This window comes from Bacteroides sp. BFG-637 (genome assembly GCF_024793605.1).
Classification (GTDB): domain Bacteria; phylum Bacteroidota; class Bacteroidia; order Bacteroidales; family Bacteroidaceae; genus Bacteroides; species Bacteroides vicugnae.
In genome coordinates this window covers 242,231-265,120 of the sequence record NZ_JANUPD010000002.1, presented here as the reverse complement: position 1 = coordinate 265,120, position 22,890 = coordinate 242,231, and the positions used below count along the sequence as shown (strand labels likewise).

The 22,890-nt window shown below is 47.4% G+C and carries 19 protein-coding genes and 6 pseudogenes; 11 read left to right on the top strand and 14 right to left on the bottom strand.

Going from position 1 to position 22,890, the window contains the following annotated elements:
* Window positions 1-6: 6 nt before the first annotated feature.
* From NXX38_RS01155 to NXX38_RS01130, 6 genes and pseudogenes are all read right to left on the bottom strand, one after another.
* Window positions 7-249, bottom strand: a complete 243-nt coding sequence (locus tag NXX38_RS01155) for a helix-turn-helix domain-containing protein (protein WP_032539981.1) — start codon at window positions 247-249, stop codon at window positions 7-9.
* Window positions 250-481: 232 nt separating this feature from the next.
* The gene (locus NXX38_RS01150; RefSeq protein ID WP_032539980.1) at window positions 482-895 is read right to left on the bottom strand and encodes a hypothetical protein; all 414 of its coding nucleotides are present in this window, start codon (window positions 893-895) and stop codon (window positions 482-484) included.
* Window positions 892-1,512 (bottom strand): hypothetical protein, encoded by a 621-nt coding sequence (locus tag NXX38_RS01145; protein WP_032539979.1) that lies wholly within the window; start codon window positions 1,510-1,512, stop codon window positions 892-894. Before NXX38_RS01145 ends, NXX38_RS01150 begins: the two co-directional genes overlap by 4 nt.
* 5 nt (window positions 1,513-1,517) lie before the next feature.
* A pseudogene (locus tag NXX38_RS01140) lies at window positions 1,518-2,949 on the bottom strand (AAA family ATPase).
* Between the two features lie 309 nt (window positions 2,950-3,258).
* On the bottom strand, window positions 3,259-4,404 hold the full coding sequence (locus NXX38_RS01135; RefSeq protein WP_032539977.1) for a site-specific integrase: 1,146 nt from the start codon (window positions 4,402-4,404) through the stop codon (window positions 3,259-3,261).
* Between the two features lie 14 nt (window positions 4,405-4,418).
* The gene (locus NXX38_RS01130; RefSeq protein ID WP_032539976.1) at window positions 4,419-5,561 is read right to left on the bottom strand and encodes a site-specific integrase; all 1,143 of its coding nucleotides are present in this window, start codon (window positions 5,559-5,561) and stop codon (window positions 4,419-4,421) included.
* Window positions 5,562-5,763: 202 nt separating this feature from the next.
* Here NXX38_RS01130 and NXX38_RS01125 point away from each other — a divergent pair.
* From NXX38_RS01125 to NXX38_RS01090, 8 genes and pseudogenes are all read left to right on the top strand, one after another.
* Window positions 5,764-6,222: pseudogene (locus NXX38_RS01125) on the top strand (hypothetical protein); the annotation flags it as partial.
* A 39-nt stretch (window positions 6,223-6,261) separates the two neighbouring features.
* Complete coding sequence (gene traK, locus NXX38_RS01120; protein WP_258978384.1) at window positions 6,262-6,876, top strand: conjugative transposon protein TraK; 615 nt, start codon at window positions 6,262-6,264, stop codon at window positions 6,874-6,876.
* A 24-nt stretch (window positions 6,877-6,900) separates the two neighbouring features.
* Window positions 6,901-7,233 (top strand): hypothetical protein, encoded by a 333-nt coding sequence (locus NXX38_RS01115; RefSeq protein WP_258978383.1) that lies wholly within the window; start codon window positions 6,901-6,903, stop codon window positions 7,231-7,233.
* Window positions 7,220-8,464: a conjugative transposon protein TraM gene (gene traM / locus NXX38_RS01110; RefSeq protein WP_258978382.1), complete on the top strand. Its 1,245-nt coding sequence runs from the start codon at window positions 7,220-7,222 to the stop codon at window positions 8,462-8,464. Before NXX38_RS01115 ends, traM begins: the two co-directional genes overlap by 14 nt.
* A 15-nt stretch (window positions 8,465-8,479) precedes the next feature.
* Window positions 8,480-9,325: a conjugative transposon protein TraN gene (traN, locus tag NXX38_RS01105; protein ID WP_258978381.1), complete on the top strand. Its 846-nt coding sequence runs from the start codon at window positions 8,480-8,482 to the stop codon at window positions 9,323-9,325.
* Window positions 9,322-9,828 (top strand): hypothetical protein, encoded by a 507-nt coding sequence (locus tag NXX38_RS01100; protein ID WP_409012835.1) that lies wholly within the window; start codon window positions 9,322-9,324, stop codon window positions 9,826-9,828. The genes traN and NXX38_RS01100 overlap by 4 nt, the downstream gene beginning before the upstream one ends.
* A complete protein-coding gene (locus tag NXX38_RS01095; protein WP_258978380.1) occupies window positions 9,825-10,472 on the top strand; it encodes a DUF1566 domain-containing protein in 648 nt (215 codons plus the stop codon). Before NXX38_RS01100 ends, NXX38_RS01095 begins: the two co-directional genes overlap by 4 nt.
* 31 nt (window positions 10,473-10,503) lie before the next feature.
* The gene (locus NXX38_RS01090) at window positions 10,504-12,696 is read left to right on the top strand and encodes a type IV secretory system conjugative DNA transfer family protein (protein ID WP_258978379.1); all 2,193 of its coding nucleotides are present in this window, start codon (window positions 10,504-10,506) and stop codon (window positions 12,694-12,696) included.
* A gap of 20 nt (window positions 12,697-12,716) precedes the next feature.
* On the opposite strand, the gene NXX38_RS01085 is transcribed toward NXX38_RS01090, so the two are convergent.
* The 6 genes and pseudogenes from NXX38_RS01085 to NXX38_RS01060 form a co-directional block, all read right to left on the bottom strand.
* Window positions 12,717-13,142 carry an efflux RND transporter permease subunit gene (locus tag NXX38_RS01085; protein WP_324292057.1) on the bottom strand — a complete coding sequence of 142 codons (426 nt, stop codon included), beginning with the start codon at window positions 13,140-13,142 and terminating at the stop codon, window positions 12,717-12,719.
* Between the two features lie 143 nt (window positions 13,143-13,285).
* Window positions 13,286-14,053 carry a transposase gene (locus tag NXX38_RS01080; protein ID WP_258981825.1) on the bottom strand — a complete coding sequence of 256 codons (768 nt, stop codon included), beginning with the start codon at window positions 14,051-14,053 and terminating at the stop codon, window positions 13,286-13,288.
* 74 nt (window positions 14,054-14,127) lie between these two features.
* A complete protein-coding gene (locus NXX38_RS01075; RefSeq protein WP_258978378.1) occupies window positions 14,128-14,517 on the bottom strand; it encodes a DUF4372 domain-containing protein in 390 nt (129 codons plus the stop codon).
* 61 nt (window positions 14,518-14,578) lie between these two features.
* Window positions 14,579-14,991: pseudogene (locus tag NXX38_RS01070) on the bottom strand (hypothetical protein); the annotation flags it as partial.
* 183 nt (window positions 14,992-15,174) lie between these two features.
* Window positions 15,175-16,382: pseudogene (locus tag NXX38_RS01065) on the bottom strand (TolC family protein).
* Window positions 16,383-16,500: 118 nt separating this feature from the next.
* Window positions 16,501-20,709, bottom strand: a complete 4,209-nt coding sequence (locus NXX38_RS01060) for an efflux RND transporter permease subunit (RefSeq protein ID WP_258978377.1) — start codon at window positions 20,707-20,709, stop codon at window positions 16,501-16,503.
* A gap of 169 nt (window positions 20,710-20,878) precedes the next feature.
* On the opposite strand from NXX38_RS01060, the gene NXX38_RS01055 reads away from it, so the two are divergent.
* Window positions 20,879-21,502, top strand: a complete 624-nt coding sequence (locus NXX38_RS01055; RefSeq protein ID WP_258978376.1) for a hypothetical protein — start codon at window positions 20,879-20,881, stop codon at window positions 21,500-21,502.
* Window position 21,503: 1 nt separating this feature from the next.
* Window positions 21,504-21,785, top strand: a complete 282-nt coding sequence (locus NXX38_RS01050) for an AraC family transcriptional regulator (RefSeq protein ID WP_258978375.1) — start codon at window positions 21,504-21,506, stop codon at window positions 21,783-21,785.
* A gap of 117 nt (window positions 21,786-21,902) precedes the next feature.
* On the opposite strand, the gene NXX38_RS26845 is transcribed toward NXX38_RS01050, so the two are convergent.
* Together NXX38_RS26845 and NXX38_RS01040 are read right to left on the bottom strand one after the other, a co-directional pair.
* On the bottom strand, window positions 21,903-22,037 hold the full coding sequence (locus NXX38_RS26845) for a hypothetical protein (protein WP_409012834.1): 135 nt from the start codon (window positions 22,035-22,037) through the stop codon (window positions 21,903-21,905).
* A gap of 95 nt (window positions 22,038-22,132) precedes the next feature.
* Window positions 22,133-22,465 (bottom strand): annotated as a pseudogene (locus NXX38_RS01040) (alpha/beta hydrolase); the annotation flags it as partial.
* Here NXX38_RS01040 and NXX38_RS01035 point away from each other — a divergent pair.
* Window positions 22,463-22,756 (top strand): annotated as a pseudogene (locus tag NXX38_RS01035) (helix-turn-helix domain-containing protein); the annotation flags it as partial. The pseudogenes NXX38_RS01040 and NXX38_RS01035 overlap by 3 nt on opposite strands.
* Window positions 22,757-22,890: the final 134 nt, after the last annotated feature.

The following is a 22,890-nucleotide window of genomic DNA, read 5'->3' as shown; positions in this document are numbered from 1 at the left end:
GATGAATCATTTGTCTTTCTCACGTGCCACCAGATAGCGGGATGCCTCGCTGTCGATCTCGGCCTGCGACTTCACCCGTACCCGTTTCAGCCATGCGTCGAGGTCTTCCTTGGCGAAGAAGCACAGCTTGCCGCCCGGTTTGTAATAAGGGATTGCGCGGCGCATCATCATCTTGTAGAGATAGCTGGGCTTCAGTCCGAGGTAGCGGGCTGCTTCCGTGGTGGTCATTAAATTGCGTTCACTTTCCATATACGTTCATTTTTATTGTTACTTGTACTTTTGTAGAATCGAAATCTGCTGTTTTTCAGACTTTTCCTTTCTTCTGTTTCCGATGCAAAGTTAAGTTTGCCCCAAGGTGGGCCAATGGGGGACGAATGGGGAAAGTGTATAAAAAGAAAATGCGCCATACCGTTGTGTATGAACGGTATAGCGCATGGCTATAATGGGGAGATACCGGGCTGAATGGGGAAACGGCGGGCGGTTATGGGGTGCCTTTCAGCCGTCTTGCGTTTTCAACGGCCCTGTCGATGGATTTGCGGAAATCTTGGTTCTCTTTTGTAGCACCTTTGTTGCAAACGTCGCTGCGGTGCTTGTCGTAGTAGGATTTGGATATGCCGCAGCGTTTCAGGAACTCTTCCGACCAGAGTTTCCCGCGCTCGCGCGGCCTGATGGTACGGGCGATGGAAAACACCATGTAACAGATGCGCAGGTTCTCTTTCGGGCGCACGATGACCGCCCGTCCGGTGGGTTTCAGGTTCAGGAAGTTCACGAAGTCGCTGCCCGACAGGTACTCGAACTGGTAGTCGTTGCACACCTCGTAGATGAACAGGCACAGGGCGAGGTCAACGGTGTCCATCCATGCGGCGGTCTCTTGCAGCAGGCTTGCACGGTTCATGGTTTCCCCTCCTTCATGCGTCCGATGTCGGAGATGATGCTTCCGGCGATACCCTGCAGACGCTCCACCAGCACGTCGAGGAACATCGGTTTGAAACACCAGACACAGAAATTCCGGTCACGCTCCTGCACCCATTCTTTATATAATAGATTCGCGTGCGCGTGGGCCACGTCATACTTTGCCTTTGCCGCACCGCATTCCGCATCGAGCGACCTGTATTCTTCCGAATCCAGAGGCAGGAAATCCAGCCGGCTGCTCATCGCCGAATATTCGCTCCATAATTTTGTGGCGCTTGCTTTCGCTTCCTCGTACCGGAGTTCAAGCGGTTTGAGGTGTTCCCTGAAAAGGGTTTCAAAGTCCGCCACCTGCAACGGCGTCCTGTCGAGTGAAAGGTATTTGTTCGTTTCCGAAAGAAGGGAAGAGGAAAAGTCCAGAAGTTGTCCGGGGTTTTCCTTTACCAGACAGGCAGCCTCCTTGACAAGAAGGTTCGTGTCGTTGAAATCCTGATAGAACAGGGACGGAGGCAAGACCTGTTCAAAAGACAAAACACCTTGTCCGTAAGTGGCAAGAAGTGTGTTCACTTCGTGCAACCGTTGTGTTATTTGCCGTATCATCATAGTCGTCAGGAATTGAAAAGGTCGTCCATCGTCACCTCGCTGTGGACGATGCTTCTGTTCTTGCCATTGGCCACGCCATACGTCGTGATAAAGGTATGAACCAATGTCTTGTTGGTCTTGGTAAGTTCCCTGAACAAACCGGAACGGTCACGCAACCGGCGTTCGTATTCGGGCTTGATACGGTATGTGTCCATGCAGAATTTCATCTCGCACAGGTGTATGATCCGGTCAGCCCGCTCTATTATCATGTCTATTTGTCCGCCGGGCATTCCTTCCTCCTTGTTGGGCTTGACCTGCCATGTGGACAAGGATGTAGCCATGCCCCTTATTCCCAAAGCCGACTTGATCTGTTTATGATGTCTCATGCAGACAAGCTCGAAACTGCTGCCCATCCAGTCGAATACATTTCCGGAATCAAGATGATTGCTCCACCATTCATCATCGTGTGAGAGGTTGTCGGCAAGGAACTTGAAATAGAACAGCGAAAAGAAATCCGTAAGCCTGTAAACGGCTCCGCGACGTTTGTTGCCGTACTGAAGCCATTTCTCTATCATATCGGACCTTTCAAGGTTTTTTATCGCCTTGGTTATGTTGCTGCTCTTCGATGATAGTGACTGGAATATGTCCTTGCTTGTCATTCCCGATTCGTGTTCGCTGAGTAGTTGCACGATTGACGTGTACAGGTCGGCATTGTCGAAAAGGGCGTTGTATAGCTCCTCGAACTCCAGTTTCAAAAGTGCGCCTTCATTGAAAAACAGCCGGTCTATATTCTGGGAAAGGCTCAACGTGGGGTCAAGAAGGCTGTAATAAAACGGAACACCGCCAAGCACCATGTATGTCTGGGTAAGCTGGTAACGGTCCCATTCGATGCCTCTGGTTGCGAGATACCGCTCCGTCTCATTCAGGGTAAACGGGGACAGATGCAGGTTACACGTCACTCTGGCATGGAGGCCTCCCTTGTTGGCGACAATCTTGTCTTTCATCCATGAGGTCGCGGACCCCGTGGCGATAAGCATGATGTTCCGCTGTGACATGGCCCAGCCGTTCCAGAAGTTTTCAAGGGCCGACACGAATATGGATTTTCCCGAATCCATCCAAGGCATTTCATCTATGAACACAATCCGTTTACGGTCAGCGGGCAGGGACGACAGGTATTCTTCAAGGGCATAAAAGGCTTCCATCCCAGTTGCTTAAATGGGAGAACTTTTTTTCCGAATAACTGTTGAGCACATTCAGGAAGTTGTTCAACTGTCTGCGGGTGGTCATTCCATGCGCACCGACATATTTGAAATCAAACTTCCGGTCGAAAAATTCTTCAATCAGGAATGTCTTTCCGATACGCCGCCTGCCGTAGACTATGACCAGCTCCGATCTGTCCGAGTTCAGGCATCTTTCCAGTTCCGCGTGTTCTTTGTCGCGGCCAATAAGTTTATCCATACTTTCATGTTTTGATGCAAAATTACGCATTTGGAATTGCCCAAGCAAATTTTAGAACCACTTATTTGAAATTATCTACGAAATATTACGCTGTAAATTCAGATATAAGGTTTTGTGAGGTTTATGAGCTGCGTCCATAAATCTGAAATTATCTATCTCAATCAAGAAGATTAGTTCAGGTTTATGTATCTGATAAACAGATATGCCGAGTTTTGACCTCTTCGGATTGAAATCTGACAGGGAAGGTCAAAATTCGGCAATTATTCAAATAGGATTGGAACCGGTGGTAATGGAGTACAACGCAGGATGTCAGCCAAATACGTTATCAACCAGATTCACCGCTTCAACTTTCTTGCTGTCAACGATTTTCGCGTATATCTGCGTGGTCTTTACGTTGGCGTGGCCGAGCAGTTTGCTCGTGGTATAAAGGTCCGCTCCGAGGGTAAGCATCATCGTGGCGAACGTGTGGCGGCTCGTGTGATAGGTGATTTTTTTATTGATTCCTGCCGTTGCCATCCATTTGGCCAGTACCTTGTTGATATTGGGTTCTGCCGGGAGTCCGGCAAAGACATGCAGCCCGTCTTCCGCACCGTTCCTTTCAGGCAGCCAACGGACGGCATGGCGGGAAAGAGGCAAGTAAATCGGTGTGGTAGTTTTTTGCATCACGGTTGACATCCGGTATTGTTCCCCGTCCTGAACAATATCTTTCCATCGTAAGGCATAGACATCGCTCAACCTCAAACCGCAGTAACAGGCGAAAAGGTAGGCACGTTTCACGTCTTCACGGGGGCATTCCGTGTCGATCAGAATTTTAATCTCGTCAATGGTCAGGTATTCCCGTTTGGATTCCGGCACCTTGATACGTTCTGTGGCTGCAAGTGTCATTATCGGGTTCTCCGGGATAACTTCGGCACGGACGGCGGCGTTGAGTGCCGTGGAAAAATAGCCCACGTAGTCCGCTGCGCTTTTGGGTGAAAGCGGCTTGTCCCACCGGGTCTTGTAGGTGTGCTGAATCCAGTCGATGAAACCCAGACACCAGTCCTTGTCAATCTCTCTCATCCTCACCTTTTTCTTGTAAAGGGGAAGCAACCGGCAGACTGTCCGTAACAGTTTCAGTCCTCTCGCGCCTTTTCGTTCCTGTTCGGCAAGATAGGTTTCCATCCAGTCGTCCAGCAGCATTTTGGAACGGACGGATGTCTTTTTCAGTCCGGCCTTCGAGTGGGTCAGTTCGATGATGCGTTTTGATTTGATGGCTTCTACCGCCGCTTTTGTGGCACGGTTCTGCTCCTTGACCATAGGATTGATTTCGGGCAACAGGTATAGTTTCAAGAACTCGTAACTGCGTTTTCCGTCAACATAGATGTCGAGATAATAGGATTCCGAACCGTCGGCGAGCTTCTTCGTGCGCACCTTTACCGGTTCCTTGAGTCTGGTTGATTTCCTTGTTGTTGCCATATATAATAATGTATTTAGAATGCGTCGTCAACCAAGGCGATTGCATCGTCCTTTTTCTTGTCTACTATTTTCGCATAAACCTGTGTGGCACGCACGGAACGGTGGCCGAGGATTTTGGAAACGGTATAGATGTCCGCTCCGAGCGTCAGCAGCAGCACCGCGCATGAATGACGTGCCGTGTGAAATGTCACGTTCTTCTTTACGCCTGCCTTATCAGCCCAGTTCTTGAGACTGACACAAAGGTTGCTTGTATTGGGCAACCCTCCAAAGACAAGGCCATCCGGTGTGCAGCCATTACGTTCCGGCAACCATTTTACCGCTTGGGGCGAAAGGGGGATATAAACGGGATTCGTGGTCTTTGTCATAACTACAGACACGAGCCATTGCCCGCCTGATGTGGAGATGTCACGCCAGCGCAATTTCCGTATGTCACTGATACGAAGTCCACAAAAACAGGAAAACAGGTATGCCTGCCGTACCTGCTCGTTAAAGAATGGCGTGGCTATCATTTTCTTTATCTCCTCGATGGTCAGAAAATCCCGTTTGCTTTCGGGAACTTTGATTTTCTCGGTCATCTCCAGTTTGTACCAAGGATTTGATTCAATCAGTCTTTCACGCACAGCCTCGTTCAAAGCGGTACGCAAAGTGGTATAATAGGAATGGGCCGTCTTGGGAGTAACCTGTTTTCCCCATGCGGTCTTGCAGGAAGAGCGAAGCCAGTCGATATAATCAAGGTAGAACTGTCTGTCCACATCACGGAGCCTGACATCTGCACGGAATTTCAGCAGGTTCTTGCGGGCGTTGTCAATTCCGTTCAGGTCGCGTGCTCCCCGGTGTTCGTGGTTCTTGCGGACAATGGCCATCCAGTCGGACAGCAGCATATCGGAAGATTTGCTTTCCGGTACTGTTTCCACCTTCGCATTGAGCAGGGCTTCTGTCCGTTCTCGCTGGATATCTTCCGCCTTGCGGAGTGTCTGCGCGTTTTGCCGCTTTGCTTTGGCGGATGTTTCCGGCATGAGGTAGAGTTGCAGAAACTCGTACTCATGCCCGCCGTCTACGCTACGGTCAAGAAACAGGGATAAACGTCCGTCCGCCAGTTTGCGGTGACGTAACTTGAACGGAGATTTCTCTATTAATGATTTCTTTTTTCTTCCCATTGTATATCAGCGATTTATATCCATATACAAAGATAACAAATAATCCGGATATAAGTATCGTTTTAGGTAACAAAAATGTCGAATAATAGAGATTTTTAAGGAATACAACAGAAATCATCATTACTTAATAATACATTGATAATCAATATTTATATAGATTTTATTTGTTTTTATTTTCCCTTCGTTTCAATACATTGGCTAATGGGCAACGATATACTGTCAGCAGATATTGCTCGGTATGCTGACCATCTTTGGCCCTATACAGTGGGCTTTCAGCCTGCTTCCGAAATGGGAAGGTGCATGGGCGAAGTGGCTGACAAGGTATCTGACGGTGCATTTTTATGGGGCGATGTTGTACTTCGTGGGATTCTACGTGCTATTACTCTTTGACATTGTGCTCTGCATACAGATGGAGAACCTGAAAGCAATCACCACCTCCGAACAGACCATGGCTGCCTACCTGCAAAACTCCTTTTTCTCTGCCGGTTATCTGATGGCGGCAAGCATCGTGGCTCTGAAATGCCTGAACCTTGTGCCGGACTTGGCGGCATGGATGGTGCCGGAAGGAGATACGGCATTCTCTACCCGAAACTTCGGCGAGGGTGTGGCACAACAAGCCAAGATGTCAACGACGAGAGCTATCAGTTCCATGATGAAATAAGGGAAAAGAAAAGGACAAGCAACAAAAATAGAATCAAATATGGTCATTAAGAATCTTGAAAACAAAGTAAAGCTGGTAACCATCATCTGTGGATTTTTCCTGTTGGGGTGTATTCTTATCAGCGTATCGAGTATCTGGACGGCAAGAACTATGGTGGTGGATGCTCAACAGAAAGTGTATGTATTGGACGGCAATGTACCCATCCTAGTACAGCGTACCACGATGGAGGAAACCCTTGACGTGGAAGCCAAAAGCCATGTGGAGATGTTCCACCACTATTTTTTCACATTGGCTCCTGATGATAAATACATCAAATACACGATGGAAAAGGCGATGTACTTAGTCGATGAAACGGGATTGGCGCAATACAATACCCTGAAAGAAAAAGGCTTCTATAACAATATCATGGGTACGAGTGCGGTGTTCTCCATCTTCTGTGACAGCATTAAATTCGATAAGGAAAAGATGGAATTTACCTATTACGGCCGCCAACGCATTGAGCGAAGGACAAGCATCCTGACCCGTGAACTGGTGACAGCAGGACAACTGAAACGGGTGCCGAGAACGGACAACAACCCACACGGGCTACTGGTGGTGAACTGGCGAACGCTGCTGAACAAAGACATTGAGCAGAAGACAAAGAACAATTATTGAGAATAATCCCTAAAGCATATTGATATGAGTTGGAAAAAGATGATAATCGGAGAAAGAATGCCAGACAAAGACGATCCGAAATACAGAAAGCGGTATGAGAGTGAAGTGGCGGCAGGCTGCAAGACTGCCAAAGTATTGAAAATTGATAAGGCGGCCAGTGGTGTGCAGCGGTTTGCCTGTAAACATCCGAAATGGTTTCTTACCATCGTATTCACCATTGTGGTGAGTTGCCTGGCATTTAATATTTACCGCATGGTAGCCGTGAGCCGGATGCAGAAGACAGAGCAACACGCAACGGCTACGGAGCAACAGGAAAAATTACTCAAACAAAAACTTCACCGCAATGATCACAGATAAGATAAACTTCAAGCAGCCGAAGTATATGCTTCCTGCTATCCTCTACCCCCTCTTGTTGATAACCGGGTATTTAGTCTTTGACATCTTTGACACCGAAGCAGCAGAGAAACCAAGTGAACTGCAAACCACGGAATTTCTGAATCCGGAACTGCCACAAGCACAGATTCAGAGTGACGGTATAGGCGGCAAGTACGAGAGCATGGTGAAGTCCTACGGAAAAATCCAGGACTATTCGGCGGTAGAGAATATTGACCGGGGCAATGAGGAAGAGGACAAGGAAGGCTATGATTCGAAGTATTCAAAAGATGACCTTGCCCTGCTGGATATGGAAGCAGCCCAAAGGACCGAGGAACTGGAAAAACTGCAACGCTCGCAAGAGATGCAGGAAAAACTCCGGCAAAGTGCTGAAAAAGGGAAAAATCTGATGACGGACTCCACCAACCTGCAACCACTCAGCGAAGCGGAACGGCTGGCACGAAGCAAACAACGGGAACAAGGGGCATTGGCAGAATTGCAAAAAGCATTTGCCGAAGCACGGCTGAACGGTCAGAAAAATACGGAAGGTGTGCCGGATATGGCTGAGAATACGGACAATGCAGGAAACGGACATACCGCCATGAAAGGGAAAATAGAGGTGAACGGTATTGGCGATAATACTACAAGTAGTACGGTAGTAAAACTTGTAAAGAAGCCATCGGATTATTTCCACACTTTGGCCGAGAATGAGTCGGAACCGAAATTGATAAAAGCCATCATAGACGAGGACATCAAGGCGGTGGATGGGTCGAGGGTAAGGCTTCGACTGCTGGATGATGTGGAAATCGGTGAGCTGGTTGTATCCAAAGGAGCTTACCTCTATGCTACGATGACCGGATTCGGTAGCCAACGAGTGAAAGGCAATGTGAAAAGCCTGATGGTGGATGATGAACTGCTGAAGGTGGATCTTTCCATTTACGATACGGACGGGTTGGAAGGGTTATATGTACCTAGTAGCACATTCAGGGAAACAAGCAAGGATGTGGCGAGCAGTGCCTTGGGCAGCAATGTAAATATGAACAACGGAACGGGTGGCAACAGCTTTACCCAATGGGGTATGCAAGCTGTACAGAATGCTTATCAGCAAACCAGCAATGCCATCTCTAAGTCGGTGAAGAAGAATAAGGCGAAGCTGAAATACGGGACATTCGTGTACCTGGTGAACGGTAAAGAGAAAAAATCAACGGAACGATAATAAGGAGTAAAAGATATGAATATCAAACAGAAGATTGCATCCCTCGCATGGGGGCTATTGACAGTATGTCCGACCTTCGCACAACAGACCTACGAAGAGATGGAACAGATAACTGTGAATGAGCAGGTGACTACCGTCATCACCGCCTCGGAACCGATTCGATTTGTGGATATATCCACCGAAAAGGTGGCAGGTGACCAACCTATCAATAATACCATCCGACTGAAGCCCAAAGAAGGTGGCCACGAGGATGGCGAGGTATTGGCCATCGTAACGATAGTGACGGAACGATACCGCACGCAATATGCTTTGCTCTACACAACAAGGATGAAGGAAGCGGTGAGTGACAAAGAAATACAACTCATGGAAAGACAGGCTTACCGTAATCCGGCAGTGAGCCTGTCCACCGAAGAGATGTACCGCTATGCCCGGCAGATATGGACTTCTCCGGCAAAGTTCAGGAATGTGAGTAGCAAGCAACACCGGATGACTATGCGGCTGAACAATGTGTATGCCGTGGGTGACTATTTCTTTATCGATTACTCGATAGAAAATTGTACGAACATCCGATTTGACATCGATGAAGTGCGCATCAAGCTGGCAGACAAAAAAGTGTCGAAAGCGACTAATTCGCAAATTATCGAACTGAAGCCTGAAATGATCTTGGAACAGACAAAATCCTTTCTACACGGGTATCGGAATGTAATGGTCGTAAAGAAACTGACGTTCCCCAACGACAAGGTACTGACCATTGAGATGAGCGAGAAACAGATTTCCGGCAGAACCATCACTCTCAATATAGACTATGAAGATGTGTTGAGTGCTGATAGCTTTAATAACGCCTTATTGAGAGAAGAATGAAAAAGATACTGATGATATTGGTAGCAGCCTTGACAATGGGCACTACTGCATGGGCGGATGACCGGGACGGAAGAATACAAATAGGAACCGGACTGCTCTATGAGAATGGAATGGATTTGACTATCGGCTATGAATACGAGACAAAGTATCATAACGCATGGGAGTTTTTCGGCAATGCCTATCTGAAATGGGATAAATGCGCTTCCTGCGGACATGTCTGTCCTGAGTCATTTTGGAACAACTACAGAACGTGGGGATTGGGTGTGGCTTACAAGCCTTGCGTAGTGAGAGGGCGTAACCATCATGGAAATTTGCGGCTTGGCGGCTCACTGGGTTCCGGGTGCGGTAATGTGTTAGGCGGTATTCACGTAGGCTACGAACACAGCTATTCCTTGAAAAAGGGGTGGCAGCTCTACTGGCAAGTGAGAAGTGACATTATGATAGAAGGTAAAGACTTGTTTCTCACAGGTATAGTAATCGGAGTAAAAATACCAACCAGATGAGAAAGATACTATTCATATGTATGAGTGCCGTTCTGCTAACGGCTTGTGACAGTCATAGGGAGTTCCCGGACACTGCTATGAAAGTGGGCCATATCCTGTGTACGGACGGGCAGGCGCTGGCCTACGACGACTATAAAGAATCAGGCAAGGAAGCTGTCGGAGTTGTTTTCTACCTGAATCGTGATTCAGAAACGGAAGGGAAAGGTTATGCCGTATATCTCCATGATACGACTGCCGAAGCTTTTGCAGATAGTATCGGAGTAAATCAAGGTACATCGGCAGATATGACTGCACTGGACGGGAACGCTAACACCTTTGCCCTATTTCATACGACGGATACGTCTTCTCCTTTGGCGAAAAGCGTGTTCGATATTTGGAGCTACGGACAAAGTGCTTATATCCCGTCGGTGGCTCAAATGAAGCTGTTGCATGGCGTGAAAGAAGTAGTGAACCAATCTATCGGACTTTGCGGAGGGGACTTGGTGCCTGATCATCCTGACCGGTGCTGGTACTGGACTTCTACGGAGGTGAAAGGACAGCAGACTGCCAAAGCGTGGCTGTATTCCGTTGGAAGCGGAGCCTTGCAGGAAACACCGAAGCTGCAAGCGCATAAGGCGAGAGCGATCATAACCATCAATGAGTAGCACGTACTGATACAAACAGATACAGGAATATATGGAAGAAAGCAAGGAACTACAGGGAGCGTACAAGATATTCAGAGCAGTGATTTATATCTCTATCCTGATGGAATTTTTCGAGTATGCCGTGTCACCGGAGATGCTAGACCACTGGAACGGCATACTCTGTGATGTGCATGGTCGTATCAAGACGTGGCTTATCTATCAGGACGGAAATCTTGTTTACAGCAAGATAGCGACCTTTGCGCTTATCTGCATCACGTGTGTGGGCACCCGGAATAAGAAGCATTTGGAATTTGATGCCAGACGGCAAGTGCTTTATCCGTTGGTTAGTGGTGTAGCGTTGCTGATAGCGGCCGTGTGCCTCTTTGGCTTTACCCTGAATGTACGGTTCTACGGTTTGCCACTGAATATTATTCTCTACATGGGAACCACCATCGTGGGAACTATTCTGGCACATGTGGCATTAGATAATATCTCAAAGTTACTGAAGGAAGGATTGCTGAAAGATCGCTTTAACCTTGAGAACGAAAGTTTTGAACAGTGTACCCAGCTTCAGGAAACTGCATATTCGGTGAACATCCCGATGCGCTTCTATTATAAAGGTAAGTTTCGTAAAGGATTCTGTAATATTTCTAATCCGTTCAGAGGAACTTGGGTCGTGGGTACGCCGGGATCAGGCAAGACCTTTTCCATCATTGAACCGTTTATCCGCCAGCACTCCGCTAAAGGGTTTGCGATGGTGGTGTATGATTATAAGTTTCCGACCTTGGCTGAGAAACTCTACTATCATTACAGGAAGAATCAAAAACTTGGCAAAGTACCTAAAGGCTGTAAGTTTAACACTATCAACTTTGTGAATGTGGAATACAGCCGGAGGGTGAATCCCATTCAGCAAAAATACATCCAGAACTTGGCGGCGGCTAGTGAGACGGCTGAGACATTGCTGGAATCCCTGCAAAAAGGAAAGAGAGAAGGCGGTGGCGGCAGTGATCAGTTTTTCCAAACATCGGCGGTCAACTTCCTGGCAGCGTGCATCTACTTCTTTGTGAACTATGAACGGGAGCCATACGATGAGAATGGTAAACGGCTGTATGCGGAAAAAGCGCAAGACAAGGAAACGAAATTCTGGAAACCGACAGGTGTGGTGCGTGATAAGAAAGATGGGGATATAGTTCAGCCGGCTTATTGGTTGGGCAAATATTCGGATATGCCACATATTCTTTCATTTCTGAATGAAGGATATCAAACCATATTTGAAGTGTTGGAAACGGATAATGAGGTAGCGCCGCTACTCGGTCCGTTTCAAACGGCATTGAAAAACAAAGCGATGGAACAGTTGGAGGGTATGATCGGCACGCTGCGTGTCTATACTAGCCGGTTGGCTACCAAAGAGTCTTATTGGATTTTTCATAAAGACGGTGATGACTTTGACTTGAAAGTATCAGACCCGAAGAATCCAAGCTATCTGCTGATAGCTAATGACCCGGAGATGGAAAGCATTATCGGAGCATTGAATGCTCTGATTCTGAACCGGCTTGTGACAAGAGTGAATACTGGGCAAGGTAAGAATATCCCAGTGAGCATTATCGTGGATGAGTTGCCTACGCTGTACTTCCATAAGATAGACCGACTGATAGGTACTGCCCGAAGTAATAAGGTAAGCGTGGCTTTGGGATTTCAGGAACTACCACAATTGGAAGCGGATTACGGGAAAGTGGGTATGCAGAAGATTATTACAACTGTGGGCAATGTGATAAGCGGCTCTGCCCGTGCCAAGGAAACGCTGGAGTGGCTGAGTAATGATATTTTCGGTAAGGTGGTGCAGCTCAAGAAAGGAGTAACTATTGATCGGGACAAGACCTCGATTAATCTGAATGAAAATATGGACAACCTCGTTCCGGCAAGTAAGATTTCCGATTTGCCTACTGGCTGGATATGCGGCCAGGTCGCACGTGACTTTGTGAAAACGAAGGTAGGGAAGAATGGAAGTATGAACATTCAGGAATCGGATGAATTCAAAACTTCCAAGTTTTACTGCAAGACGGACTTTGACATGACAGCGATAAAGAGAGAGGAAGCGGACTATAAAAACTATCCGCTGCCCCGGTTCTATACATTCAATTCTAGAGAAGAGCGGGAACGGATTCTCTACAGGAATTTTGTAGAAGTTGGGCAGGAGGTGAAAGCGATGATTGGGGATGTACTTAATAAAAAAGGTAGTATCTAAGGTTGTCTGTTATTAAGTGATCAATAAAAAATAAGGTGATATATTTTGCTCCCCAAAAAAACAGGACGCGTGCGGTTGACTGTGGAGTTGATGATGGCATCGTAAGGCGCCATGCCTTCTTTGGTGAGGCGCGTGATTTCGTCCACCAGTACGATCGAGTTTTTTATCATCATTCCCATCAATCCCATAGCTCCGAGAATGGCCATGAAAGTAAACGGCGTTCCCGTGATAAGCAACGTCGGCGAAATACCCACGATGACAAAAGGCAGGCAGCAAAGAATCAGGAGCAACTTGCGGATGTCATTGAAAAGCAATAACAGTATGACAAGGATGAGGATGATGGTCAGAGGAATGAATTTGAAAATATTGGTCATAGCATCCGCCTGCAACTTCTGTTCGCCAAGCCATTTGAGCGAGTAGCCTTCGGTTAGCTCGATGTTTTCTATTTTTTTTATTGCTGTCCGGTAAAACTCATAACGTCATGAAAATTCTTCCCGAAGCTCTGTATATACGTGCTTCGGCTAGGATTTTTCAAAAGCAAGCCCCCTTAGTCGAAAAGTCCAGGTTCAGGTGGTGCATTGAGCTTTCTTTAGTCACCATATCCTCCCAAATCCTGTCTGGATTTTCCATAAAGGCTATGAAATCGATGTAGTACATGAGTGTCAGGCGCACCATAGTCACGAGTTGCGAGAAAGCGCAATGCTGCTTGATGGTTCTTGACAGCACAATGAAGAGCAGGTTGGCAATCAGTGCCACCCACGTTTGGATTTGTATGGCATTGACGCTGTCTCCATAGAAGAAATGCAGCGGAAAGTTTTGCTTGAGCTGCTTGTACAGGCTCTCTATGGCCCCATTTCAGACGGTAAATCTCGGAAATGTCCTCTACTGAGAACTCGAAGTTGTTGGTCAGTAGCACTACAGCTTTCTTCTTATTATCGAAAATCGCCACACGTCGCGCCTCGTGTGTCAGTTCGTTGCGGGTAAAGCTCACTTTTTGGTCTATGTGGGTGACAAGTCCCTGTGGGTTGACATATGTGATAGACTCCAGCACTTCGTATTTCAAGTTTCTCTTCATCTTTGTCACATAACACACGCCTTTTTCCGTAAGCCCCTGGAATTGGGCTATGTCGATATATCCGCGATCCATTGCCAAGGTGGAATCTTTCGGCAAATATACCTCTTTGAGCAGGTAATGGTCCTGTTTGGCCGCTGAAGTGAGTTGCACCACCATCGGAAGTCCAACATGGTACTTCATCACCGTATGTACTTTCATACCGCCCTTCTTCCTTCCCGATTTAGGATGGCGTCCAACGCCTTTTAGAATGTTGTCAAAGAGGCTAATGGTTGTTGAATCCATCATATAAAGAAGTTTCTCCCAGTCCTTGGGCTCGTGCGTGCAGCCTTTGTAGGTGTGCACAGGGCGGCTGTCCGCTAAAAACTTGGCATAGTGCTCCAACAAAGCGAATACACCTTGGCGAAGAATTCTTGGGGACGCCGGATGTTGGCCTCGGAAAGCGTACTGCGTTTCACCAGATAGTCAAGACCCAGGTGATGCAACTTGTTTGCCTCCGCCTTCATGCCAATCTCCAACTCACGCAGAGAATCAAAGTGTTTCAGCACGCCGAAAAGCATTACAATAAGATGCTGGTAACCATCTAATCGCTTGACGTAAGCCTCGCTTCCCTTTGTTTCACGGCTGATTTTGACTATTTCTGATTTATCAAGCAATTTAATTACCTGACTATAGACCGGCTGTCCGGTAAAATAGCTACCTTTACCCATAGTTACATTTATTTGTTTAGCGACGTAAAGGTAACTCAAAGGGCTGACACCTCACCTGAGATGCCAGCCCTAATTTTAATAGCTCGAAAAAGTTTTACCGGACAGCAATAATAGGAGTACAAAAAGGATGGTAAGTATTGGCACAAGACACAATACCTACCATCTGTTCACGGGTGAAATGGCTGCCGAAAGAAAGAGGAGGGGCGTCGTTCGGCTTATAGATGCGATGCCTGCCGGTTATCGACAGCGATTCGGACGTATCGTACATCCATTTTAGTTCCATGCACTTCTCAAGCGAGAAGGAGGTGGCTGCAAAAAGAAGTTTGACAAGGCTGGCGCAGTCGTTTAGCAGTCCCTTGATGATGTGGATATTCATTTCGTGGCAATTTCGGCAGACCGCCTGATCGCATCTATGTACCGGTGGCCGTTTACGAAGTCATCCACGTAGCGGTCATACCGCTTGCCGTCTGTTACGACATCCTGAAGATAATGCTCTCTTGCTTTCGAGAGCAACGCGAAAAATTCCTCCGCTACATCCTGTTCGGTAGCGAAATGGTGCTGATGTTGTCTTTCTTTAAAAAAAGAGACGTTTTTTTGTTCTGTTCTTTCATATTTGAATTACTTGTTTATGGGTTTATACTTTAGTTTGTAGCCCTTTACCAAACTCATTTAGGGAAACATCGCCCAACTTTTTGATTACAATATTCCCGTCGCTCGCAGATATTCCGTTTCGTAGATTCTATACTGCGTTTGCGCCTCAATCAGATTATTCTCGGCCTGCTGCCACTGCGACTGGGCGTCGAGCAGGTCGGTCAGCGGAGCCATCGACGCCGCATAACGGTTTCGCATCACACGCAGGTTTTCATCAGCCTGCTGCAATCCTTTTTCCGCCGTATTGATAAGTCCGTAACTATCCTGCAAATTGCGGATTGCCTGTTGCACCTCGATATTGAGCAGTCGGGTATTCTTTTGCAGGTCGAGTTCGGCATTGCACAGCTCATATTGTGCTTTGCGGACTTTTTGCGGCTCTCGCCCCAATGGAAAATCGGAATCTTCACAGACAGCATGGCCATGCCCATTCCGTCGCGGAATTCCTGCGAATAGGGAATCATCGCACCGCCACCGGTATCGGTCATGCCTTTGAGCTTGATATTGCCGTAATAGGAATAACCGACCGATAGCCCGATAGTGGGTAACATATCGGCACGTGCCATGCGAATTTGCTCCTTTTCGGCTGCGACCTGTTTTTCGAGCAGGTGCAGTTCGGGGCGGGAATTTATATCCGATGTAATTCCGCTGGGTTCCGAAATGACAAATGTCGTATCGATGGCTTCTATCTCCGTATCGAAATCGACACCCACAATCCGACAGAGCGACATACGGCACAGGTCTGCTCCATTCTGTACCTTTTGCAACTGATAGCGGACGTCGCTACGTTTGGCTTCGATACGCAGTAGCTCGTTTTCGGTCGCCATCCCCGCCGCAAGTGCCGTTTCCGTCTGGCGGCGCAGGGTATCCATCTGCGCATGGTAACTTTCCAGCATCCGCACCTTGCGCCCTACGGCAATATAAGTCCAATAGGCATTGTCGGCTTCGACGAGTACCTCCATGCGGGTCATGCGATACCGCTCGGCTGCGGCTTCCTCACCGATGCGGGCCAACCGATGTCCGGTCGTGATTTTACCTCCCGCATAAATGGGTTGTGTCAGATTGATGCCAGCCATATAAGTACCGCGCATACGCATCTCCATGCCCATCATATCCATATCGGGAAGTAGATAGGCTCCGGTTGCCGAAGCGTCGATATTTGGCAAAAAAGCCGTTTTTGCAATTTTCCGATCGAGTTCCGCCTGTCGAAGCTTATTGTCCGCCTGTTGCAGTTCTTCGCTGTGCGACAGCGCCATCTTTCGGCATTCAACCTGTGAGAGCCGGAGCGGTTGTTGTGCCGAAACACTTACGATTGAAAACAGGCTGACACAACACGAAATAACTATATTTCTCTTATTCATTTGGTTATCATTTTTATATGTTAGCGGATTTACGGATGCGGAACAACGTTGCATAGAAAAGCGGTAGCAGGACGAGCGTAATGATCGTGCCGATTGTGAGGCCCCCCATGATCGTAATGGCCATCGAGCTGTACATCGGATCGCCGACGAGCGGAATCATGCCGACGATCGTCGTCAGCGAGGCCATCAACACGGGGCGTACGCGGGAAACGGTCGCTTCCACCACGGCGGTGTAGGGCGCGACTTTCTCTTCGGTCTGGAGCCGATTGATCTCGTCTACGAGCACGATGGCGTTCTTGACCATCATGCCGATAAGTCCCAACATGCCGATAATGGCCATGAAAGTCATAGGTTGCCCGCTCAATAGTAGCGAAGGGGTAATACCGCAGAACACGAATGGGAAACAGAGCAGAATCAGGATGACTTTACGCCAACTGTTGAATAGGAACAACAAGATGGCAAGAATCAGGAAAATAGTTATCGGTACGAATTTCATCAAGTTGCCGATAGCTTCCCCTTGTACCTCGCCTTCGCCGACCCAACGCATCGTATAGCCTTCAGGCAACGGGATCGCTTCGATTTCATCCTGAATGGAGGATACGACTTTGGCCGGGGTGGCTTCGTCGCAGTTAGGATTCGGATCGCACTCCGCTTCGATTGCACGCCGTCCGTTAAGGCGCAATACGAGGTCTTCGTCCCAATCGAGCCGCAGGCTATCGACGACGTTACCGAGCGGCACGGCACGAAAAACCTTGTCTTGCAATTCGCTCATCGCCTTGCCTCCGGCAAGTGTTCCTTGTAATTCTTCGTTCGACAGGTGTACATTCATCGTGCTCCATACGGGAATGTCTTCAAGTTTTTGAATGCGGCTTCCGTCGTCATTGCGGATTTGCAAATTAAGCATTACCATACGTTCCTGATCGTTCAGAGTACTGACCGTCATTCCGTTCGTGGCGGCCAACAGCGCATTGGCCACGTCTCCGCGCTCGACTCCCGAACGCAGGGCGTCTTTCTGTATGTATTCCGCCACGAATGCTTTGCCTTTCGGCTTCCAATTATTTTGTACCGAATAGGCATCAACGTAGGGCGAACGGCGCATGATGACTTCGGCTCGTGCGCTCAAATCACGCAGTACAGTCGGATCGGGACCTGCAAACTCCACTTCGACGGTATGCGAGGTCGAAGTGGAAAAGTTGTATTTTCGGATGCGGATGTAAGCGTCGGGAAATTCTTCGCGCAGTTGTTGCCGAATGGAGGGAATCTGCTTCAAAACGGTATTGTAGTCCTTACAATCGGCAATCAGTTCGCCATAACAATCGCCTCCCGAAGTCATCGGACGTACCAGACAGTAGAGGGCCGGAGCACTACCTTGGCTGATAGCGACACGTTCGATATCTGGATTGTCCGATAGTCGGTCGCTCATTTCCAGCAATCGATCACGTACTACATCGGCGTCGGTGGCTGAAGGAAAGAAACATTCAACAACGAACTGCTTATAGTCGAAATCGGGAAAGAAGAGATTTTTGACACGTGTCATACCGAAAATGCAGAGAACTAACATGGAAAAAGCCACGACGATGGTAGTCTTTTTGTAACCGATCAGAAATACGATTGTACGACGCACAAAACGGTGTACAGGCGAGTTCATTACCACACCGGAATCGTTTCCGGTCGGTTTCTCCCGCTTCGGTAACCATGATTTTGCGCAGATAGGAACCTGTACCAAAGCCAACATCCAACTTGCCAACAAACTGACACATAACACTAAAAAGAGGTCGCCGGCGTACTCTCCGGCTGTATCGGGCGAAAGATAGACGCAGAGGAATGTGGAAGCGGCGATGATTGTTGCACCTAATAACGGTATGGCTGTATTACGCCCAATACGGTAAAGATAGGTTTTCGGCCCCAATCCCCTTTTTTTATCGATCAAGATTCCGTCCATAATCACGACGGCATTATCCACTAACATTCCCATCGCCACGATGAATGCGCCGAGCGAAATACGTTGCAGCGTTGTTCCGCAGACGAGTAAAATAGGAAACGACACTGCTACCGTAAGCACCAGACCGACCCCGATGATCAGTCCGCTGCGCAGCCCCATCGTGAATATCAACACTAAAATAACGATGGCAACCGATTCGACGAGATTCCACATAAAGGAGGAGATGGCTTCATCTACCTTGTCGGGTTGGAAAAAGATTTTTTCGGTTTCAAATCCGACGGGGACGTGTCTCATTGCATTGGCCAGCCGGGCATCGACGGCCTTGCCTACGTCGGGAACAATGGCCGACGACTCCATCGCTATACAGATGGCCAGCGCAGGCTGGTTTCCGACGAAAAAGCCATTTCGTTGCGGTTCGGCATAAGCCCGTTCCACACGGGCAATATCACCGAGGTGGATGCGTTTCCCGTCCAGTGTTTGAATCAGCAGGTCGCGAATATCTTCCTCGTTTTCAACAGCCGAATCGACGTAGAGCGCAATCTGATCGTCGCCGCTGCGATATTTTCCCGCATCGACAGTCTTTCCGGCTGCCTGCAATACGGACATGATTTGTGTGGGAACAATGCCGTTGCGGGTAATCTGCTCTTTAGAGAGGATGATGTTGATTACTTCGTCTCGGTTGCCGATAATGTTGATGCGTTTGACACCTTTCACGTCGAGTAGTTCACGACGGAGGTATTTGGCGTATTTATACATTTCGGGATAGTCGTAACCGTCGGCAGTCAATGCATAGAAAATACCATATACATCCATCATATCATCCACCACGACCGGACTGTAACACCCTTGGGGAAGACGTGAAGCTACGTCATTGACCTTACGTCTCAGTAAATCGAAATGCTGTTCCAAACCTTGATTTAATACTGTCATTTGAAATTCGACAGTAAACATGGCAGAACCGTTTTGGCATTCGGTCTTTATCTTTTTCACATTGGGTAGCGCCCGCAACTCATCTTCCATCATTTGGGCGACCTTCAGCTCCATCTCGTGTGCGCTGGCTCCCGGCCACGAAACCACTACCATCGCTTGTTTAGCTGATACGGCAGGGTCTTCCAATTTGGGCATCTGTACGAATGCGAGCACTCCGGCGACGAGGATCGCCGCTATGAGCGACCAAAAAAGGATTGGCTGCCGCATGAAAAAATCAGTCATCTTCATTACAGTAGTCCCCCCTATATTGGTTTTACTCGTTTTTTTGACAACACGCACCCGCTGTCCTTCCTGCAAAATATTCACTCCGGCACGGACGATACGTTCATCGCCCGTCAGTCCTTCGATGACGACGGCACGACCTTCGGCATCCGTTCCGTTCAGCACGACAGGACGCTTGAATACAGTAGAGTCCGCCTCCAATACCCACACGCACGGTTCATTTTTAGCATTGTCACGGAAGACGGCGCACAACGGTACGGCGAATCCGGTAGCAGGAACCGTATTTGTTACAATGATTCCGATCTCAGCATTCATACCCGCCGTAAGTCGCTTATCGTGTTGTGCCGTAAAAGTCAGACGCAACTGATAAAGTTGATTTCCGTCGGCTTTAGGCGTGATGCTCGACAGTTTCATCGGGAATTCGTCTTCGATGCCCGCCACCTTACAAGAAAAGCTGGCAAAGCGGTCGCGTTGTCTGTATTCGCCGACCGGAATATCCGCTACGACCTCCATGCGCGATACGTCCAACAGCGTAAAAAGAGCCGTCCCAACATTAACCATCTCTGCCGGAGAAAGATTCACGGACTGTATGTACCCGTCTGTCGGTGCATAAAGTTTCGTGTAGTCGAGCTTATTCTTGTTCGTCTGCAACTCTACGCTCAACTGTTTTAATCCGGCGACGGCCTTTTCGTAATCGTTGGCCGAGATGCTTTTCTGGTCGAAAAGCTTCTCCGTGCGTTCTACCTCGTCTTTAAGTTGGTCGTATTGGATCTGCAACGCCTCGACGTCCAGCCGATAGTCGGTGTTGTCCAACTCGGCGAGTAATTGCCCTTGATGGACATGGTTGCCCTCCCGCACATGGATACGCTTGATTTGTCCGGCCGTTTTGAATCCGAGGCTGATCGTATGCGCTTCGCGGACGATGCCCGGACGGGTTATTACACGGACGGGTTCCAATAATACAGGTTTAGTCAGGGCAACGCTCCGTATTTCGGAATTTTCGTGCGAAACTCCACCGCAGGAGCAAAGTGCCCCGACGATGATAACCATTGTAATCAATCTTTTCATTGTTTCGATTTTTTTTAGTGATTGTTCTTTATTTCGCTGCAAAGTTCCTGATTTACCCAATAGGTTATGTCGTCTGATGGAATAGTATTTTGTTCTAATGGATAATAAATAGTATTCATTTCGACTAAAATGCCTAACTTTGCTTGTAGAAAAGTTAAATATAGAGAATATGAAACAGGCTTATTGGGATTTAGATTTGATTCAGCTGTCCGCAGAGAACACGGCAGCTCATTTGAATAAAGAGTTCATTCTGATCGACAACTTTGATGAGACTTCGGAACAAATAAATACGGATTTGGAGTTTGTGAATCATCCGGTCAAGCTCTCCTTTACGATTGCGATTTTTTGTCTGGTAGGTCGGATGCGATTTCAAATCAATTTGCAGGATTTTGAGCTTCAAACCAATGATATTCTGATTGTCCGGGAGAAAAGTATTGGGGAATACCAGGGTATGAGCGATGATACTCGGATTGCCGTGATCGCCTCTTCATCCGAATACTTCCAAACCGCTCTGCAAATCGATGCGACCATGTCTTTGCAACGAAGGCTGTACGCTTCACCCCTTTGTCATTTGACGGATAAAGCGATGGAAGAGTCGATAGCGATCTATCGTTTGATGAAAGCGAAAATTGCGGAAACGGACAATCCGTTTCGCAAAGGGGCACTATTGGGATATACACAGGTACTTACCTACAATGCCTACAAATATCTGCTCGCATCCGATTCCAAAGATGGGAAAGCGATAGGAAAAGAGCAGTCGGCAACAAGAACTTTACACGCAATTTATCCATGAAGTGCAGAAAAGCTACACGAAAGAGCGTAGCATCTCGTACTATGCGGACGTACTGTGCATAACACCCAAATATCTGTCGCAGGTCATTCATAATATAAGCGGGCGTTTTGCGAGTGATTGGATTATTGATTTCGTTATTCTAGAAGCGAAAGCCCTGCTCAAGAGCCGCAAATACACCGTGCAGCAGGTAGCCGACATGCTGAACTTTGCCAATCAATCCTTTTTCGGAAAGTATTTCAAGAATAAGGTCGGATGTTCGCCCTCCGAATACCAAAAATTATGAATGCAAGGTTAACTTCGTTGTAGAACTGTCCTCCGATATGCAGGTCGCAGCTAATCAACGCAATTCGCATCCGATGTATATTTTTCATCTTTCTCTGCCCGAATATCGAAAATTCGACTATAATATGGTGTCAAACATACCCGAAAGATACTGAATGCCAGCTCCCATGCCATAAACAGCAGCGGTGTCCCACAAGTTCAATCCTGCATGATTGGCAGCATCGAATACAGATTGCAGGTTTTCTATGTCCAAATGATTTCTGAATACTTGGTCGTCTCCGGCAACTCCGCTGTCCTACGACCATGTTCCTAATGCAATTAATTGCTTCATCTTCATTTTTATATTGGTTAATTATTTAGATATTGCTTAAAAAAAGACTCGATTTTATCGAAAGGAATAATCTCCACACGATCATAAAGATCGACATGTGTAGCACCGGGAATAATCGTCAATTTCTTGTTGTCGCCTTTCATCAGTTTAAATGCGTCAAGGCTTGCATCAAGAGAATACGCCTTTTCACCATGCAGTAAAAGCACTGCACTATAAATTTCATCGGCATAGGTTAATAACGGGAAAGCAAAAAATGGAAGACTTGTTACGGTTTGCCATCCTCCATTGGAATTGAGTGAACGAGGATGATAACCCCGTGGAGTTGTATAATAATCACTGTATTCTTTCATAACGGCGAATATATCCGAAACCGTGATCTCGACTTCTATGCTTCCGAGCTTTGTATCACGCCGCATTACTTATCGGAAATCTGTCGAAAAATAAGTAGCAAACCCGCTACTTATTGGATAGAGCGCTTTATCCTCCAGGAGATCACCCGCTTGCTGCGACAAAAAGAATTGTCTTTAACTGTAATTGCGGAGCAGATGAATTTCTCCTCTGTTTCTTATTTCAGTCGGTGTGTGCAGAAGAGAATGAAAATAACGCCGTCGGAGTATAGGAAGGATGCATCTATTCGATAGTTTAAGAGTTGATAAAATATATAATAATTCATAACAATAATGAAAATAATTTAAAATAAATTCAGCGCAGATCATCAAACAACTGTAAAAAGAGTAATTTTATTCTCACTGCAGCAATACTTATAGACTATTTC

What these genes read in the sequence shown, in the direction of transcription:
- NXX38_RS01155 (WP_032539981.1), bottom strand. Translation starts at nt 249, where the DNA reads ATGGAAAGTGAACGCAATTTAATGACCACCACGGAAGCAGCCCGCTAC.
- NXX38_RS01150 (WP_032539980.1), bottom strand. Translation starts at nt 895, where the DNA reads ATGAACCGTGCAAGCCTGCTGCAAGAGACCGCCGCATGGATGGACACC.
- NXX38_RS01145 (WP_032539979.1), bottom strand. Translation starts at nt 1,512, where the DNA reads ATGATGATACGGCAAATAACACAACGGTTGCACGAAGTGAACACACTT.
- NXX38_RS01135 (WP_032539977.1), bottom strand. Translation starts at nt 4,404, where the DNA reads ATGGCAACAACAAGGAAATCAACCAGACTCAAGGAACCGGTAAAGGTG.
- NXX38_RS01130 (WP_032539976.1), bottom strand. Translation starts at nt 5,561, where the DNA reads ATGGGAAGAAAAAAGAAATCATTAATAGAGAAATCTCCGTTCAAGTTA.
- traK (WP_258978384.1), top strand. Translation starts at nt 6,262, where the DNA reads ATGGTCATTAAGAATCTTGAAAACAAAGTAAAGCTGGTAACCATCATC.
- NXX38_RS01115 (WP_258978383.1), top strand. Translation starts at nt 6,901, where the DNA reads ATGAGTTGGAAAAAGATGATAATCGGAGAAAGAATGCCAGACAAAGAC.
- traM (WP_258978382.1), top strand. Translation starts at nt 7,220, where the DNA reads ATGATCACAGATAAGATAAACTTCAAGCAGCCGAAGTATATGCTTCCT.
- traN (WP_258978381.1), top strand. Translation starts at nt 8,480, where the DNA reads ATGAATATCAAACAGAAGATTGCATCCCTCGCATGGGGGCTATTGACA.
- NXX38_RS01100 (WP_409012835.1), top strand. Translation starts at nt 9,322, where the DNA reads ATGAAAAAGATACTGATGATATTGGTAGCAGCCTTGACAATGGGCACT.
- NXX38_RS01095 (WP_258978380.1), top strand. Translation starts at nt 9,825, where the DNA reads ATGAGAAAGATACTATTCATATGTATGAGTGCCGTTCTGCTAACGGCT.
- NXX38_RS01090 (WP_258978379.1), top strand. Translation starts at nt 10,504, where the DNA reads ATGGAAGAAAGCAAGGAACTACAGGGAGCGTACAAGATATTCAGAGCA.
- NXX38_RS01080 (WP_258981825.1), bottom strand. Translation starts at nt 14,053, where the DNA reads ATGGATTCAACAACCATTAGCCTCTTTGACAACATTCTAAAAGGCGTT.
- NXX38_RS01060 (WP_258978377.1), bottom strand. Translation starts at nt 20,709, where the DNA reads ATGAAAAGATTGATTACAATGGTTATCATCGTCGGGGCACTTTGCTCC.
- NXX38_RS01055 (WP_258978376.1), top strand. Translation starts at nt 20,879, where the DNA reads ATGAAACAGGCTTATTGGGATTTAGATTTGATTCAGCTGTCCGCAGAG.